The organism is Vibrio sp. D3 (assembly GCF_043995865.1).
Taxonomy (GTDB): Bacteria; Pseudomonadota; Gammaproteobacteria; order Enterobacterales; family Vibrionaceae; genus Vibrio; species Vibrio diabolicus.
Genome location: NZ_CP171887.1, coordinates 375,437 through 388,935 on the forward strand (window position 1 = coordinate 375,437; position 13,499 = coordinate 388,935).

Sequence of the window (13,499 nt, forward strand, 5' to 3'; positions counted from 1 at the left end):
TGGGGAGCAGAGCTCCCCTTGATTCGATTAAAGCTGGTGGTAAATCACTTCGATTTGAGCCACTTCAACACTGTCTTCAGCCAGGCCAGTGTACGTTGCTAGCGTTTTCTTTACGCCCACGGCTTTTAATGAGGTTTGTAGTTCCACCGCTTGTGGGTCGGTGTCGTTGGTGTATTTCAACGCTGCCGCGATCCCTTTCAAAAGTGTTTGATTTTCAGTGCCATACTCGATTGTACCGAGTAATGGCTTCACTAATCTATCATTTGCACCCAATTTACGAATTGGTTGTCGTCCAACGCGATCCACTTCATCCACTAAATATGGGTTGGCAAAGCGTCCTAGGATCTTTTCGATGTAAGCGTTGTGCATGTCGCGATCAAAACCGTAGCGCTTGATCAGTACTTCTCCGCTTTCGTGCATTGCTTGTTTTACTTCAGCATGAATGCTTGGGTCTTCAATTGCTTCACGAATGGTGCGATGGCCTTTCAAACAGCCTAAATAAGCGGTAATACAGTGACCTGTGTTTAGGGTGAACAGCTTACGTTCGACAAAGGCCATTAGGTTGTTGGTTCTTTCCATGCCAGCTATGTCAGGGATTTCGCCCTTGAATTGCTGCTCATCGACAATCCATTCGCTAAAGCTTTCTACCGTCACTTCTAGTGGGTCATCGTTCGCCGCTTCTGCTGGTGGCACGATGCGATCTACCGCTGAATCAACAAAGCCAACCAACTCGTCTGCCTTTGCGTGCAGTGATTCATCCAAGTGTTTGTACACTTCACCTTTTAGGTGCGTTGTGCCACGCACCATATTTTCACAGGCGATGATGTTAAGTGGCGCGTCATTGCCAGCTTCAAAACGTTTGGCGATACCTTTCGCGATGGTTTTCGCGATGATGTCTAATACGTTTGGACCAACTGCTGTGGTGACTAAATCGGTTTTGACGATGCGATCAATCACGTCTTCACTGGCTGAGTTTACCGCTGTGACATGGGTAACGGTGTCGATTTGACACTTAGTACCGACCACTTTTACTTTGTATTCTTGTTTGTGGCTGAGCTGGTCTACTAGCGGTACATCAACGTCAGCGAAAGTGACCTCGACTTCTGCGTCTGCTAAGAGTTTACCGATGAAACCACGACCGATGTTACCTGCACCAAAATGAACTGCGTTTTTCATAATTCTTACCTACCAATATCTGAAAATGTTGACTTACGAAACTAGGGTGAGGCCAACCGCATAGGGGGTGACTGCTGACCTCGTTTGCCTCAGGAGCAAATTAAAGGAGTGATTAAGCCGCTTGCTGGCCGCCAAGGATGTTTAGAATTTCTTCTACATCGTTGGTGCTGGTTAGCTTCTCAATTGCTTCCGGCTCATCGAGCGCGTTCGTAATGGTTGTGATCACCTGGATGTGCTCATCGTTCTTAGCGGCAATGCCGATAACCAGTTTCGCGACATCGTCGTCATCTTCAGTAAATTGGATACCCGATGGGTATTGGCAGATTACAATGCCGGTTTTCTTCACGCGGTCTTTCGCTTCTACGGTGCCATGAGGAACCGCGATAGACTCGCCAAGGTAAGTTGGAACCAACGCTTCACGCTCAAACATGGCGTCTACGTATTCTGGTTCTGCGTAGCCAAGTTCAACCAATTTGTTGCCTGCAAAGCGAATGGCTTCTTCTTTGTTGGCTGCTTTCAAACCTAGGTGAATGTTCTCACGCTGGATTTGGAAAACCGATGGCTGCTGTGGCTCAAAGCAGTCGTCGTTCGCCGCCATGACTGACACTTTTACCATTTGGTCGTCATTGGCTGCGGATTGGTTTTGTGCTGCCAGTAACTTGGTGACTAGCTGGTTGTACATTTCGCTGTCTAGGAAGTTAGTCAATGAAATGTGGTGTGCATTTGGAGCATGCTTACGTGCACGATCTGTTAAGTCTTTATGAGTAATCACGATATCTGCACTCTCTGGTAAGCTGTTAATAGCAAGGTTGGTTACGTGGATGTTCAGACCTGCGTCTTTAACCTTTTTACGTAGCATGCTCGCGCCCATTGCACTCGAGCCCATGCCCGCATCACACGCGACAATGATGCTTTGTACTGTCGCTAGGTCTACGTCACCTTTGCTTTGGCTGTTTACCACCGCATCGTTTTTAGATGCAGATTTCATGTCTTTCATTTGTGATGTTGCTTTCTCTAGTGCTGCTTCATCACCGTCTTCTTCTGTTGACGTTTGTGTCTTCATTAGCAGTGCTGCTACGGCGAATGACACGCCTGTTGCCGCTGCGATAGACGCTAGTACACCAACGATTGAACCTTTCTGAGTCATCAACAAGATTGCAAAGATTGAACCTGGTGATGCTGGAGAAACGATACCTGCGTTAAACAAAGTTAGAACAAATACGCCAGTCATACCGCCTGCGATAGCCGCAAGGATTAGGCGAGGGTTCATTAGGATGTATGGGAAGTAAATCTCGTGGATACCGCCGAAGAAATGGATGATTGATGCACCACCTGCAGTTTGACGAGCCGTACCTTTACCAAACACCATGTAAGCCAGCAGGATACCCAAGCCCGGACCTGGGTTCGCTTCGATCAAGAAGAAGATCGATTGACCAGTTTCAGACGCTTGCTGAATACCCAGTGGAGAGAAGATGCCGTGGTTGATCGCGTTATTTAGGAACAGGATCTTCGCTGGCTCAACAAAAATAGAAGTCAGTGGCAGAAGGTGCGCTGAAACAAGGAAGTTTACGCCAGCTGCCAATGCGCCTGAAAGCACTTTGACAAATGGGCCGATAAGGAAGAAAGCCAGAATGGCGCACAGCATACCGATGATGCCCGCAGAGAAGTTGTTGACCAACATCTCGAAGCCGCTTTTTACTTTACCGTCGATGTAGTTATCGAATTTTTTGATTGCCCAGCCACCCATTGGGCCAACCATCATCGCGCCCATAAACATTGGGATGTCGGTACCGACAATCACACCCATGGTTGTGATTGCACCAACGACCGCGCCGCGATCGCCGCCCACTAATTTACCACCGGTGTAACCGATCAGTAGTGGCAGCAAGTAAGTGATCATAGGACCAACCATGGAAGCTAACGTCTCATTTGGTAGCCATCCGGTTGGGATAAATAGAGCAGTGATAAAGCCCCACGCGATAAACGCGCCGATGTTAGGCATTACCATGTTTGACAGAAAACGACCAAAATTTTGTATCTTGATCTTGGCATCTGGTGATATCATAACAATTCCCCGTTCGATGTTCTGATGAATATGTTGTCGTAAACGGTTCGCCAAAACCGCTTGTTTGATTGCTTAGTACCCAATCAATTTACCACACATTTTCCAATTGGAACTGACGACGGGTTTTTCGTGATCAACCCCCGCATTTCTTCGGATGAAAAGCATTTTTTAAGTGATGATGATCAATTAATTGATATGTAACTTAATAACAAAAAATGACTTTCAAATCTGTCAATAAAAATATTAGTGATCAATTCGATCTTCTGACAAATATAAAATCAAAATTCATTGTGATTAAGATCACCTTTAATTTCTTTTTCAATTCAAATTAAATACTCGAGATGATCAGTGTCACATTTTGTTTGACGTTAGGTTTGATTGAAAATGTGATCTATGGCCATTTTGAGGTTTTGTGAAAGTTTATAACGTGAACGTTTGTGCGATGTTGGCGTTTTGTGGATTAAAGCTTGAGATGACAGGCCTTTTTGCGATGAGTTTAACTAAACACTTTGTTTTTAATGTCTTATGGGTAAATAACGCATCACGCTGCTCGCGTTGTGTTGTTTAGAGCGATTTTGAGCAGCGCGATACCTCCGACGACGGTTAATGGTTCAGAGCTAAATACTCGCGCGCGTTTCCACTGCCCATGTAACGTGCAAGCGTTTTCTCAGGCACATCGCGTAAATCCACCATAATCAATCCATCCAGTGCGTTGTTAAACGCCGGATCGACGTTAAAACACACCAACTTACCATTCAAACTCAAATATTGGCGCAGTAATACCGGGACGCCTTTGCCTTCGTCAATTCGAGCGATCACGCGAGATAGCAACTGTAAATCTCCCAATGCGGTTAGCATGCTGGTATTCCAGTTTAAGTTGGTTTCTGGCAGTGGGTTTGACGGAGTGACGTATTCGGCGCAGTCGTTGTCGTAGTGGTGTAGGGTCATCGATTGTGCCAGCAACTGACGCGCGGTATGGCTGTAATCGTTGCTGATGCTCACTGGGCCAAATAAGTGCGTGTATTCGGGATGTTGATGGACAAAAGTCGCTATGCCTTTCCAGAGTAAGAGTAGGGCACTCATGCTTTTTTGATATTGCTCGGCAATCACAGAACGACCCATTTCAATCGACTTACCCATTTGATCGAGAAAGCGTTGGTCATAGTTGAACAATGTGCGCGAATACAATCCTTCTACGCCATATTTCGCCAATAATTGATCAACTAATCCAAGACGGTAAGCACCTACCATGCATTGGTTCTCACGATCCCACACAAATAGGTGCAGGTAATCATGATCGAAATGGTCAATGTCTATTGCTTGCCCGGTCCCTTCGCCAACCTGTCGGAAATTATGTTCTCGCAAGCGGCCAATTTCATGCAGGAGAGATGGGATCTGCTGCGCGCTGGCGCAATATACGTCGAACTCACCACTTTGAAGCAATTGGGTTTCTGACGGTAAGCTGTGCAGCTCTTCAAGCAATTGGCCTATGGGTAACCCTGCCGCAATAGGTAAGAGAGCATTGTCTGAGACCGTTTGCTGAGTGGCACTTACATCGCGGTTAAGCAGGTAGGTGTTAAGCCTCAGATAATTGACGATCTGATCATCATTGAGGTTATTGAGTTCTTTAAACTTGATTGCTTGCCCAAAGGACAACTCAATGGTTTTTGCGCTCTTGTTGAGCAGCTCTCTTCCTAACATCAAGGTGCGTAAAAGAGGGTGGATTTTACCTGCCATGTAGAAGCGTTTTGAGTTCTGCCCACGAATGAAGACGGGAACAGTGGCGGCTTTGTTCTTACGAATTAACGCACTGACACTGCGGCTCCATTCTTTGTCTTCTAAACGCTGTTGTTTGGCATCCACTAACTGCGACACTTCACCCGCAGGGAAAACCAATAACAAGCCGCCATTCGCAAGGTGTTTGTTGGCTGCTCTGAGGGCCTTCATATTCGATTTGACGGCGTCTTTGCCTTCGAATACGTCGACACCAATAAAAAGTTGGTCGAGCTCTGGTACGGTTTTTAGGTACTGATTCGCTAAAATTTGGATATCGTCTCGTATCATCAATAGTAGCTCGGCGAGAATCACGCCTTCAACACAACCGAGAGGGTGATTCGCCACAATGACGGTTGCGCCTTGCTTTGGCACTGCGTCGAGCGAACCATGGGCAATGCGATAGTCGATCCCCAAAATATCCAGCGTAAATCGCAAGAAAGTTTTGGTATCCGCATTCACGGGGCGTTGGGCGTAGAATTTATCGAGCTGACTTAAACCCGTTGCCCATTCTGCAACGTTTTCACCAATACCGAACGGCGTTTTACGAGGGAGACGAAAAGGGGTTGAACTATCCATATTTACCTCAGCATACAAGTGGCTGATCGGATAGTAGAAATTACAGATGACAGTTCAGAGGCAAATCCATGAGCCTTTGGTGACAAACTGGTGAAGCTTTGTTGACCAAAGGCGAGGGGATAGGGACGTATTAGCGTTACGTTTTGTCGCCAGCAAACATCAGGATACTCAGAGAGTTGAGCGTTTCACCGAGACTTTCTAGTGAGCTCAAGACCTGTTTGGTCGGCTCATTATCTAGCAGAATGCGACCATCAAAGCGTTTCCCTTCGCATTGATCTTCATCGCACATACCCGCTTGGGGTTCTTGTGTTGAGTTGTCATCCATTACTAAGTCGTCTGTACTCAAACAAGCCGTTGAGACAAATAATCCGCTCAGAACTACCAGCCATTTTATTTTCAGCATAATCTTAAAAACCACAATAAAACACCGTTCAATTGTAATTTGTTTTATTCACCATTTCGAACGACATGACAAAAACTTGGCTTTAGGTCGCCATTTTCTGGCCATAGTTGAGCTATGTTATCGATACGACGAATTGTTACTTTTGGCGAAATTAGGAGGATGAATGGAGAAGATTTCCAATAGAGCGTCAATATGGCTCGGGCTGTGTCTGATAATTGGTTTAGGAGTATTGGGCTTTTTTATTCAGCAAACAGCAGTCAAATACAAAGCCTATGAGCGAGTGGTAACGGTGAAGGGATTGTCTGAACGAGAGTACTCTGCCGATACAGTGATCTGGCCAATTCAGTTCACCTTAGCGAGTAATGATATGGGGGCTATGTTTGATGACATCGATCAGCAAACGCGTTTGATTCTGGATTTCTTAAGTGCCAAAGGGCTCCCTGAAACGAGCGTTTCCCTTTCTTCTCCTGCTGTCATTGACCGAAAAGCACAGCAATACGGGAGTGAGCAAGATATCGAGTTTCGTTATTTAGCCTCGCGGACCGTTACGGTTTATAGTCAAAGTGTCGATGTGGTTCGAGCGGCAATTAATGAGATTGGTGAGCTAGGAAAACAAGGCGTACTGCTGAATCAGGACCCGTACGCGAACCGCATTGAGTACAGCTTTACTAAGCTGAATGATGTAAAGCCAGACATGATTGAAGAGGCGACCAAAAACGCCCGAGAAGTGGCGCAAAAGTTTGCCAAAGACTCACAGAGTTCACTGGGTAAGATCAAACGTGCCACGCAAGGGCAGTTCTCGATTTATGACCGAGATAGCAACACGCCTTACATTAAGAAAGTACGAGTGGTCTCAACCGTTCAGTATTACTTATCGGATTAAAATAATAGTCAAAAAGCCGCTCATCGTGTGAGCGGCTTTCGATAAGATGAGAGCTATAAGATAGGATTAATATCTTGCTCTGTAAGCTCACCTTCGACCACATCAACAGGTGTGTAATGTTGATAAATCAGGAAGCCATCTTCTGATGTTTCATGGTTATCTGGTGTATCAACATACGCGGTACAGGTGTACCCAATACTGTAGGTGCCTGGGCCAATGTAACCAAACTCGTAGCTGTAGGTTGTATTACCTTCTTCGTCTTGCGACTCATTCACGTTAGCTACTGCAACTGGCGCTTGGAGTGGTTCCATCGCGGCCATATCGCCCATGGTTGAGCGATCCATCGAACCTGCGTAAAGATAGACTGAGTGAACGGCAGGAACGTCATTTATTGCATTTGATGCTGCACTGTCTGCTTCACACGCTTGATACTGAATTTCACTGAGTTCACCACCGATATGACCTGATTCTGATGCGTTTACTAAGCTTACCGCATTAGAGTTCATGTTCATGTAATCTTTGCCTGTTGGATCTGCCAGGCCTTTACGCAAATCAAACTCGACAACATAGCTATTATGACCAGTATGAACTTTTACATACTGACCTTTTTGCGAAAACTTCAAGCGACCTTGATCGCTCGTATCTGGTTTAAAACCAAAACAGCTGCCTCGGCTAGGCACAACTAAGCCTTTGATGTTGCCGTCTGTCTTCTCTACGTATGACAGCGTTGTATCGTTTAATTGTTTGCCGTCTTTAGCGTACACACACATAGCATAATCACCAGGAGCGATGTCTTGCTCGCTAATGATCGTTTTAGCGTTACTTCCCTGATATTCCATTAGATCAACTTGGTGTAGTGCTCCATTGTCACTAACATCTAACAGAATATGTTCTCCAGTTTGTTCGCCAGTTTCTGGGTCAAATGGTACAAGGACAACATCTTTAAACGCTAAGACGACTTTGTTGGCATCGTCGACAGGCGCATCGGAAACGCTGAGAGAAAAAGTGGCTGCTTCTGTATCGGATGAAGAGTCGTCGCTACCACAGCCCGTCAATAAAAGACCGCCTGAGATGGCAAGTAAAGGGTAGGTATATTTTTTCATTATGACCTCTTGTTTACACTGCTGATAAATGTAAAAGGCTAGTCTCAAAGTCGAGAAATGATGTCATTGTATTGTGATAGAGAGGTCAATCTTCAATGGCGTTATATACAAGTCCTTTTTTATAAAACTAAGTTCTTAACTGTGATGAGGGGAGTTTGATAATAGTCAAGCTGGCTTGTTTCTTATGAGCGTAAGTTAGTATGACTTACTGCTAGAAGGAATTAGTATCATGGCATACAAGCACTTTATTAGAGAACTACTGGGTTTAGCGATTGTTGTTTCTGTCGTCTTTGGTGTTTTAGGTGTGATGTTAGAGCTCTTTGCACTGACGGCACTCTGGGAGCATCAGCAAGCGATAGCCGATGTATTCTTCCATGAATCTCTCTACTTTGTCGTATTTTTAATCCCACCATACTTCCTTTGGAAGTTGATTAACCGCCCTGAATTGGTTTCTGCGGACCAAGCTTATTTAGCAATGAGATTAGAGGCTGAAAGTCGACAATAAGCCGATTGAGTGGGGAGTGAAAAGAAGAGGCTATGAGAAACATCAGCCTCTTTCCTATCTGATTAGTGAGCAAAGTATTCGTTGCTTTATTGATTAAAAAGCTGCTTCTATTGTGCCTTTGAACGTACGATCGAGATAATCACGAATTGCTTGAGATTGGTAAATAGAAACGAACTTTTTATACGCTTCATTATTTTTGTCTGCGTCACGAGTAGCGATGACCATGACGGCCAGCGGTGCGTCTTTTGCTTCAAGATAGATACTTTGTTTCTTCGGGTCTAAACCAGAAGACATTACGTAGTTCATTGTGATCGCAGCCGCGTCTACATCATCCAATGTTCGTGGTAACTGGGCGGCATCTACCTCGACAAATTCAAACGACTTTGCATTTTTTGTAATATCAGTTAGGGCGGCTTTGTGTCCAACTCCTTGTTTAAGCTCAATTAAACCTGCGTCGGCGAGTAGCAATAGACCACGACCACCATTAGTTGGATCGTTTGGAATTGCTATGCGTGCATTGTTTGGAAGCTCTTGTAATGAGCGATACTTGTTAGAATAAAGCCCCATGCGCATCAGAATGGATTGACCAATCGACACTAATTGGGCGTCATGACTATTGTTGAAGTTGTCTAAAAATGGTTGGTGCTGATAGCTGTTAATGTCGATGCTACCATCACTAAGCGCGGCATTGGGTGTCACGTAATCAGAAAACTCGATGACTTCTACATTCAAGCCTTGCTTCGCTGCTTCCTTAGCTACTGCTTCAACTACTTGAGCATGAGGCCCTACGGTTGCTCCCACTTTTATGATAGAGCCATCTTTTTCTCCACAAGCACTTAAGCCAACTACTGCCGTGAAAACCAAAGCTAGTTTCTTTAGGTGACGAATACTTTTCATTGTAACTCCATTTTTATTTTAGACGTCCATACGTTTACATGTCCATCCTATCAGAAGTCGAAAAAGGGTCAATGGTTTAAATAGCGAGCAGACATTTTGTTTCTACGACTATATAGAAAGCTTGGTAATAAGCGAAAAGAAAGAGGGGGTAGAACCGAGGAAGGTAATAAGTTTGAAGTTGTTGATGAGATGAGCAACGAATTACTACACCCACAACTGTACCCAAAGTCAGCAGACACAAAAAAGGCGTAGTAGGTACTAACCTGCTACGCCTTTCGAAATTTGGTGGCCCCTCGCAGACTTGAACTGCGGACCAATCGATTATGAGCGAAGGTCTGACGTAATCTCACCGCACAATCAACATAGAAACCCTGCCCCAAATCACTCCGAAATCCACCAGCAAAATCACATCACCTGATTACCCACATGATTTTACTGACGTCGCCGATGGGAAATCCGCCGAACCTATATCACCGCCGCCACCGTCGAGAAAATGTAGAAAACTGTGTTGGAAAGACAGGAACAGTACCGGAAAAGACAGGAAAAAACCCCTAGGCGTAACAAGCAGCAAAACGAATTTATATTATTGAATTGTAAGAGCCCTTACTGGATTCGTCCGGTAGGGGCTTTCTTATTTCTAGCTCAATGAAATAAAGGAGTTTCTATGAACCAAGCCAAAAACAGCAGGAAGAATGCAGGAGTTGATACATCTAAAGCCACGCCAGAAGGCAATCCATTCTCTACCATTCTCGAAACAGGTGAAGCACCCAAACTAGGAGCAAAGGCCCAAGGAAAAATCCTCTATGAAATTGCTCAACATAATGAGGACAAGCAGCTCTATTTTCGAATTGCCGGACAAAGTGGTGGGGCAGGATTGCATTCAAAACACTGGGTTCCACTTAACGAACTATTCCAGTTGATCGAATCTCAAGGTGATAACCCGTGGAAAAGTCAGGTCTATAAATCCCTATATCCTTCAGGTTCAGCCAATAACCAAGGTTTCTGTGCCTCAATAGTTAGAGACTTAGGTCTAGCCAAAAAGTCCGAATCATCAATTTATCTTCACGTGCTAGGCGACGAATACCAACAACTAAAAGCAGAGCTATTAGCGCTCGCAGACAAGAAAACAAAATAACCCTTCCATTTATCGTCGCTGACGTCGTACCGACGCCGCCGACAGCAATCACTATCAAATTCTTCAATCAGTAAATCTAATAAGGAAATGTAGTAATGAAAAAACTACTAATCAGTGCGTTAGTTCTAGCTAGCTTTGGTGCATCAGCAGGTCTATTTAGTTCGGATACAGATGATGCAATCCAGACAATTAAAGAAGGCAGCCCAGATGGTTGCCCTTACGCAATAGGGGACATGATCGACTCGGCATTCACCAATGAAACATGGAAATCAGGTAAAACCAAATCGGGTCGAATCTTCGTGGATATTGAAGGTGATGTGAATTTCCGCAATCAAGAGCAGAAAGCATTTATGCAATTCGAAGTTGATGGGGAAGAGTTCTGGCTCAATACATTGAAGCTAAATAACCAGTACCAAAGTCAGATGATGACTCGTAGCTTCGCAAATCATCTATGCGATTCAGTTAAGTAACTTGGGACATTAAATCACTAAGGGCAGTATCGATAGGTATTGCTCTTCTTCACTTCCCGAAGGAGCAAACATGCAAAGCAAAACCTTTTCACAATCATCATCCCAATCCAAAAAGAACACAGGTATTCGTGCAGCGAAAATTGGTGCTGCTATTGGGGCTAGGTATGGTCCATATGGGGTACTAATCGGTGGTATAGCTGGCCTCATAATTGGTGTTGTCGCCGACGAGGTTATAGATGATTGACGGACAAGCTAGGAGAGCAGGGGATAACCTCTGCTTTTTTTGGGGTAGCTCGACAGCGACGACAACCGCCGCCGTCGCGCCAAGTAAAAAAAAACTATTTTCTTTTCGATTCTTCGTATTCCTTCATGGCATCTTCAAGGCTTTGTTTTTCTTCAATCTCTTCATAGGCAAGCTGTTTACACTCATTTTTAAGGGCTTCAAGTTCTTCGTCGTCATACGCTGAATATAAACCACTTTTTTTGAGTTCTCTGACTTTGGAGTTGAATTTAGCAGAAGCCTTTTCTTTAAGCTTTTCGAGCCATCGAATATTGTCCGCGCGGAATGGAACCTTGCCTTTTTCTACCTTTATACCCTCGTCTTCTAGACGTCTTACCTCTTGTTCAACCATCCCCATAAAGTCCACGACAGAAATTCCATAGATCGGGCATATGTTGCTGATATGAAAGACATTGATAACCACGTCCGCGTTTTCAATTTTTGAGTAGGCTGCTTTAGTGATCTTAAGCTTTTTTGCTATGGCTTCCTGACTGGATTTGTTGTCCGGATTGATTGTGCTTTTGTCGCCGCCAGAGAGGATGAAATCGGGGCCATACAACCGTAGTTGCCTAAATAGCAAAGAGCAAACTGACGACCATGTCGTTAGCTTTGTGGATTTTACTTTCGCCATATCTGGGACCTTTCTCGTCGATATTGAATGGGCAAATCTTACCACTATCAAACAGTATCCAAAACCCATTCATATAAAAAAGTATCTAAAAAGTTGATATTTTTCGTTGACTACAAAATAGTATCTATTATGATGACCATGTTAAAAGTCAACAAAAAGGAGACTTTTTATAATTGCTCTTTAAAAATTTGGATAAGGTCTAGCGTTTACGACCGTGGTCAGTGTGAGTTGTTGTAATCAACATATAGGGGGAGAAATGCTAACCGAAATAAGAGATGAGGAGCTGTTCCGCTCAGGAATGGTTCTAGCGAAAGCGAAACACATCTCAGCATGTAAACCAATAAAGAATAGGGTCAAAGCCGAGCGGTTGGAAGATTGGTTAAACCAATACAAATCCTTCGAACCTCCATCAGACTTCCTTACTACAAAACTGGAAGAACTGGTGGGAGATTCGGATGTACTCGGCGACAGCGACGACAGAGCTTACATAGAAAGCTGTGTTCTTCGCTACCAACGAGGCATACCGATACATATCGGTCGATTAATGAAATACCAACGGAGCTTAGAAAATGGTGAGGCGAATCTTCAGCACTTAGTAGGTATGGAGCTTCTCAGCATTGATGATGAGAACCGCATACAGGTGATGGGTGATCCTGCTTTTTTTCTCTCAGGTCCAGAGCTAACACTTTGGCCGAGAAACCCAGATGGTACGTTGGTGATAGAAAGGAGAAAACTGAAAGAGATCAATGTAGGTCTCGCTCAACGAATGTACATGGCAATGATGTACGTTCGGTACAGAAATGTATTGCGGTTCAACGTTGATTTCCGAGGTAAACATCATGAATGGCCTAACCCATTCGGATCTTCAACAGGTAGGGAAGCGCCCAAAGGTGCTTCATTCAACTACCTATCAAAACCAATCCGCAATCATCTGCTCTATCCCAAGAAGGGAAAGCAGATATTTGTGTTGGACTACTGTTCTCAGGAGCCAGCATCACTCGCGGCATTGGCTGGCGACCATACACTGTGGTCTGCCTATCAAAACGGAGACTTGTACCTAGAGCTGCAATCACGATCTCAAGCTTTCACTGAGCTAGATAGAGTGCATTTTAAACGCCTGTGTATCGCCCATCTGTACGGTATCACTTCGCGTGGCATAGCTAAGAAGTTCGGTGTCAGCCCGACAGTGGCGGCAATCTGGGATCGGGAATTACGTGTCATTTTCAAGAAAGTCGATGCGTATCTCGATGAAAAAGTGAAGGAAGCGATGAAACAAGGTTTCGCAGAAGTCTACGGATTTCGAAGAACCGTCGCCGCCGACACGAGAGTTACAACAATCCGAAATTTCTATGTCCAGGCAGTGTGTAGTTACATGCTGCGTAAGCTCTGCATCAAGCTAGAGCAGATCAATATTCCACTCATTTTTGCAATTCATGACTGTATCGGTGTCCAGACTCATGCAACAGATTTAGAGACATATGCCTTAGCAGAAAAGGCGATGGCGGATGTGTCTGAGGAAGTGCTCGGAAAAGGCTACCGCCTACGGTGTGATTGCGAATACCACGTAATCAATAACTACTAACCAACAAGTAAACAGGA

At 44.6% G+C, this 13,499-nt stretch carries 13 protein-coding genes; 6 read left to right on the forward strand and 7 right to left on the reverse strand.

The annotated features are described in order from the left end of the window. Positions 1 to 27: 27 nt before the first annotated feature. From ACHFJ9_RS09825 to ACHFJ9_RS09840, 4 genes are all read right to left on the reverse strand, one after another. On the reverse strand, positions 28 to 1,176 hold the full coding sequence (locus ACHFJ9_RS09825) for a mannitol-1-phosphate 5-dehydrogenase (RefSeq protein ID WP_395356669.1): 1,149 nt from the start codon (positions 1,174 to 1,176) through the stop codon (positions 28 to 30). A gap of 112 nt (positions 1,177 to 1,288) precedes the next feature. Next, positions 1,289 to 3,241 (reverse strand): PTS mannitol transporter subunit IICBA, encoded by a 1,953-nt coding sequence (locus ACHFJ9_RS09830; RefSeq protein WP_053809441.1) that lies wholly within the window; start codon positions 3,239 to 3,241, stop codon positions 1,289 to 1,291. 603 nt (positions 3,242 to 3,844) lie between these two features. Continuing rightward, complete coding sequence (locus tag ACHFJ9_RS09835; protein WP_317387686.1) at positions 3,845 to 5,593, reverse strand: GNAT family N-acyltransferase; 1,749 nt, start codon at positions 5,591 to 5,593, stop codon at positions 3,845 to 3,847. Positions 5,594 to 5,729: 136 nt separating this feature from the next. Then, the gene (locus ACHFJ9_RS09840) at positions 5,730 to 5,996 is read right to left on the reverse strand and encodes a hypothetical protein (RefSeq protein WP_041852999.1); all 267 of its coding nucleotides are present in this window, start codon (positions 5,994 to 5,996) and stop codon (positions 5,730 to 5,732) included. Between the two features lie 163 nt (positions 5,997 to 6,159). Here ACHFJ9_RS09840 and ACHFJ9_RS09845 point away from each other — a divergent pair, with 163 nt between their 5' ends. Then, a complete protein-coding gene (locus ACHFJ9_RS09845; RefSeq protein WP_006742751.1) occupies positions 6,160 to 6,879 on the forward strand; it encodes an SIMPL domain-containing protein in 720 nt (239 codons plus the stop codon). Positions 6,880 to 6,932: 53 nt separating this feature from the next. On the opposite strand, the gene ACHFJ9_RS09850 is transcribed toward ACHFJ9_RS09845, so the two are convergent. After that, on the reverse strand, positions 6,933 to 7,982 hold the full coding sequence (locus ACHFJ9_RS09850; protein WP_395356672.1) for a DUF4382 domain-containing protein: 1,050 nt from the start codon (positions 7,980 to 7,982) through the stop codon (positions 6,933 to 6,935). A 229-nt stretch (positions 7,983 to 8,211) separates the two neighbouring features. Between ACHFJ9_RS09850 and ACHFJ9_RS09855 the strand changes: the two genes are divergently transcribed. Next, positions 8,212 to 8,487, forward strand: coding sequence for a hypothetical protein (locus ACHFJ9_RS09855; protein ID WP_048626615.1), 276 nt, complete (start codon positions 8,212 to 8,214; stop codon positions 8,485 to 8,487). A 93-nt stretch (positions 8,488 to 8,580) separates the two neighbouring features. Here ACHFJ9_RS09855 and ACHFJ9_RS09860 read toward each other — a convergent pair whose 3' ends face one another. After that, entirely contained in the window at positions 8,581 to 9,384 is an 804-nt protein-coding gene (locus ACHFJ9_RS09860; RefSeq protein ID WP_395356674.1) for a MetQ/NlpA family ABC transporter substrate-binding protein, read from the reverse strand. Positions 9,385 to 10,048: 664 nt separating this feature from the next. Between ACHFJ9_RS09860 and ACHFJ9_RS09865 the strand changes: the two genes are divergently transcribed. From ACHFJ9_RS09865 to ACHFJ9_RS09875, 3 genes are all read left to right on the forward strand, one after another. Further along, positions 10,049 to 10,519, forward strand: coding sequence for a hypothetical protein (locus ACHFJ9_RS09865; RefSeq protein WP_237307250.1), 471 nt, complete (start codon positions 10,049 to 10,051; stop codon positions 10,517 to 10,519). A 95-nt stretch (positions 10,520 to 10,614) separates the two neighbouring features. After that, entirely contained in the window at positions 10,615 to 10,989 is a 375-nt protein-coding gene (locus ACHFJ9_RS09870; RefSeq protein ID WP_069538470.1) for a hypothetical protein, read from the forward strand. Positions 10,990 to 11,059: 70 nt separating this feature from the next. Next, the gene (locus ACHFJ9_RS09875; RefSeq protein ID WP_274012642.1) at positions 11,060 to 11,233 is read left to right on the forward strand and encodes a hypothetical protein; all 174 of its coding nucleotides are present in this window, start codon (positions 11,060 to 11,062) and stop codon (positions 11,231 to 11,233) included. A 94-nt stretch (positions 11,234 to 11,327) separates the two neighbouring features. Here the strand turns inward: ACHFJ9_RS09875 and ACHFJ9_RS09880 are convergent, their stop codons facing one another. Next, positions 11,328 to 11,900: a helix-turn-helix domain-containing protein gene (locus ACHFJ9_RS09880; RefSeq protein ID WP_274012640.1), complete on the reverse strand. Its 573-nt coding sequence runs from the start codon at positions 11,898 to 11,900 to the stop codon at positions 11,328 to 11,330. 256 nt (positions 11,901 to 12,156) lie between these two features. Here ACHFJ9_RS09880 and ACHFJ9_RS09885 point away from each other — a divergent pair, with 256 nt between their 5' ends. Next, entirely contained in the window at positions 12,157 to 13,482 is a 1,326-nt protein-coding gene (locus ACHFJ9_RS09885) for a DNA polymerase (protein ID WP_276383800.1), read from the forward strand. Positions 13,483 to 13,499: the final 17 nt, after the last annotated feature.

Bases quoted from the DNA above. Each gene is read 5' to 3' on its own strand.
- ACHFJ9_RS09825 (WP_395356669.1), bottom strand. From the start codon at position 1,176: ATGAAAAACGCAGTTCATTTTGGTGCAGGTAACATCGGTCGTGGTTTC.
- ACHFJ9_RS09830 (WP_053809441.1), bottom strand. From the start codon at position 3,241: ATGATATCACCAGATGCCAAGATCAAGATACAAAATTTTGGTCGTTTT.
- ACHFJ9_RS09835 (WP_317387686.1), bottom strand. From the start codon at position 5,593: ATGGATAGTTCAACCCCTTTTCGTCTCCCTCGTAAAACGCCGTTCGGT.
- ACHFJ9_RS09840 (WP_041852999.1), bottom strand. From the start codon at position 5,996: ATGCTGAAAATAAAATGGCTGGTAGTTCTGAGCGGATTATTTGTCTCA.
- ACHFJ9_RS09845 (WP_006742751.1), top strand. From the start codon at position 6,160: ATGGAGAAGATTTCCAATAGAGCGTCAATATGGCTCGGGCTGTGTCTG.
- ACHFJ9_RS09850 (WP_395356672.1), bottom strand. From the start codon at position 7,982: ATGAAAAAATATACCTACCCTTTACTTGCCATCTCAGGCGGTCTTTTA.
- ACHFJ9_RS09855 (WP_048626615.1), top strand. From the start codon at position 8,212: ATGGCATACAAGCACTTTATTAGAGAACTACTGGGTTTAGCGATTGTT.
- ACHFJ9_RS09860 (WP_395356674.1), bottom strand. From the start codon at position 9,384: ATGAAAAGTATTCGTCACCTAAAGAAACTAGCTTTGGTTTTCACGGCA.
- ACHFJ9_RS09865 (WP_237307250.1), top strand. From the start codon at position 10,049: ATGAACCAAGCCAAAAACAGCAGGAAGAATGCAGGAGTTGATACATCT.
- ACHFJ9_RS09870 (WP_069538470.1), top strand. From the start codon at position 10,615: ATGAAAAAACTACTAATCAGTGCGTTAGTTCTAGCTAGCTTTGGTGCA.
- ACHFJ9_RS09875 (WP_274012642.1), top strand. From the start codon at position 11,060: ATGCAAAGCAAAACCTTTTCACAATCATCATCCCAATCCAAAAAGAAC.
- ACHFJ9_RS09880 (WP_274012640.1), bottom strand. From the start codon at position 11,900: ATGGCGAAAGTAAAATCCACAAAGCTAACGACATGGTCGTCAGTTTGC.
- ACHFJ9_RS09885 (WP_276383800.1), top strand. From the start codon at position 12,157: ATGCTAACCGAAATAAGAGATGAGGAGCTGTTCCGCTCAGGAATGGTT.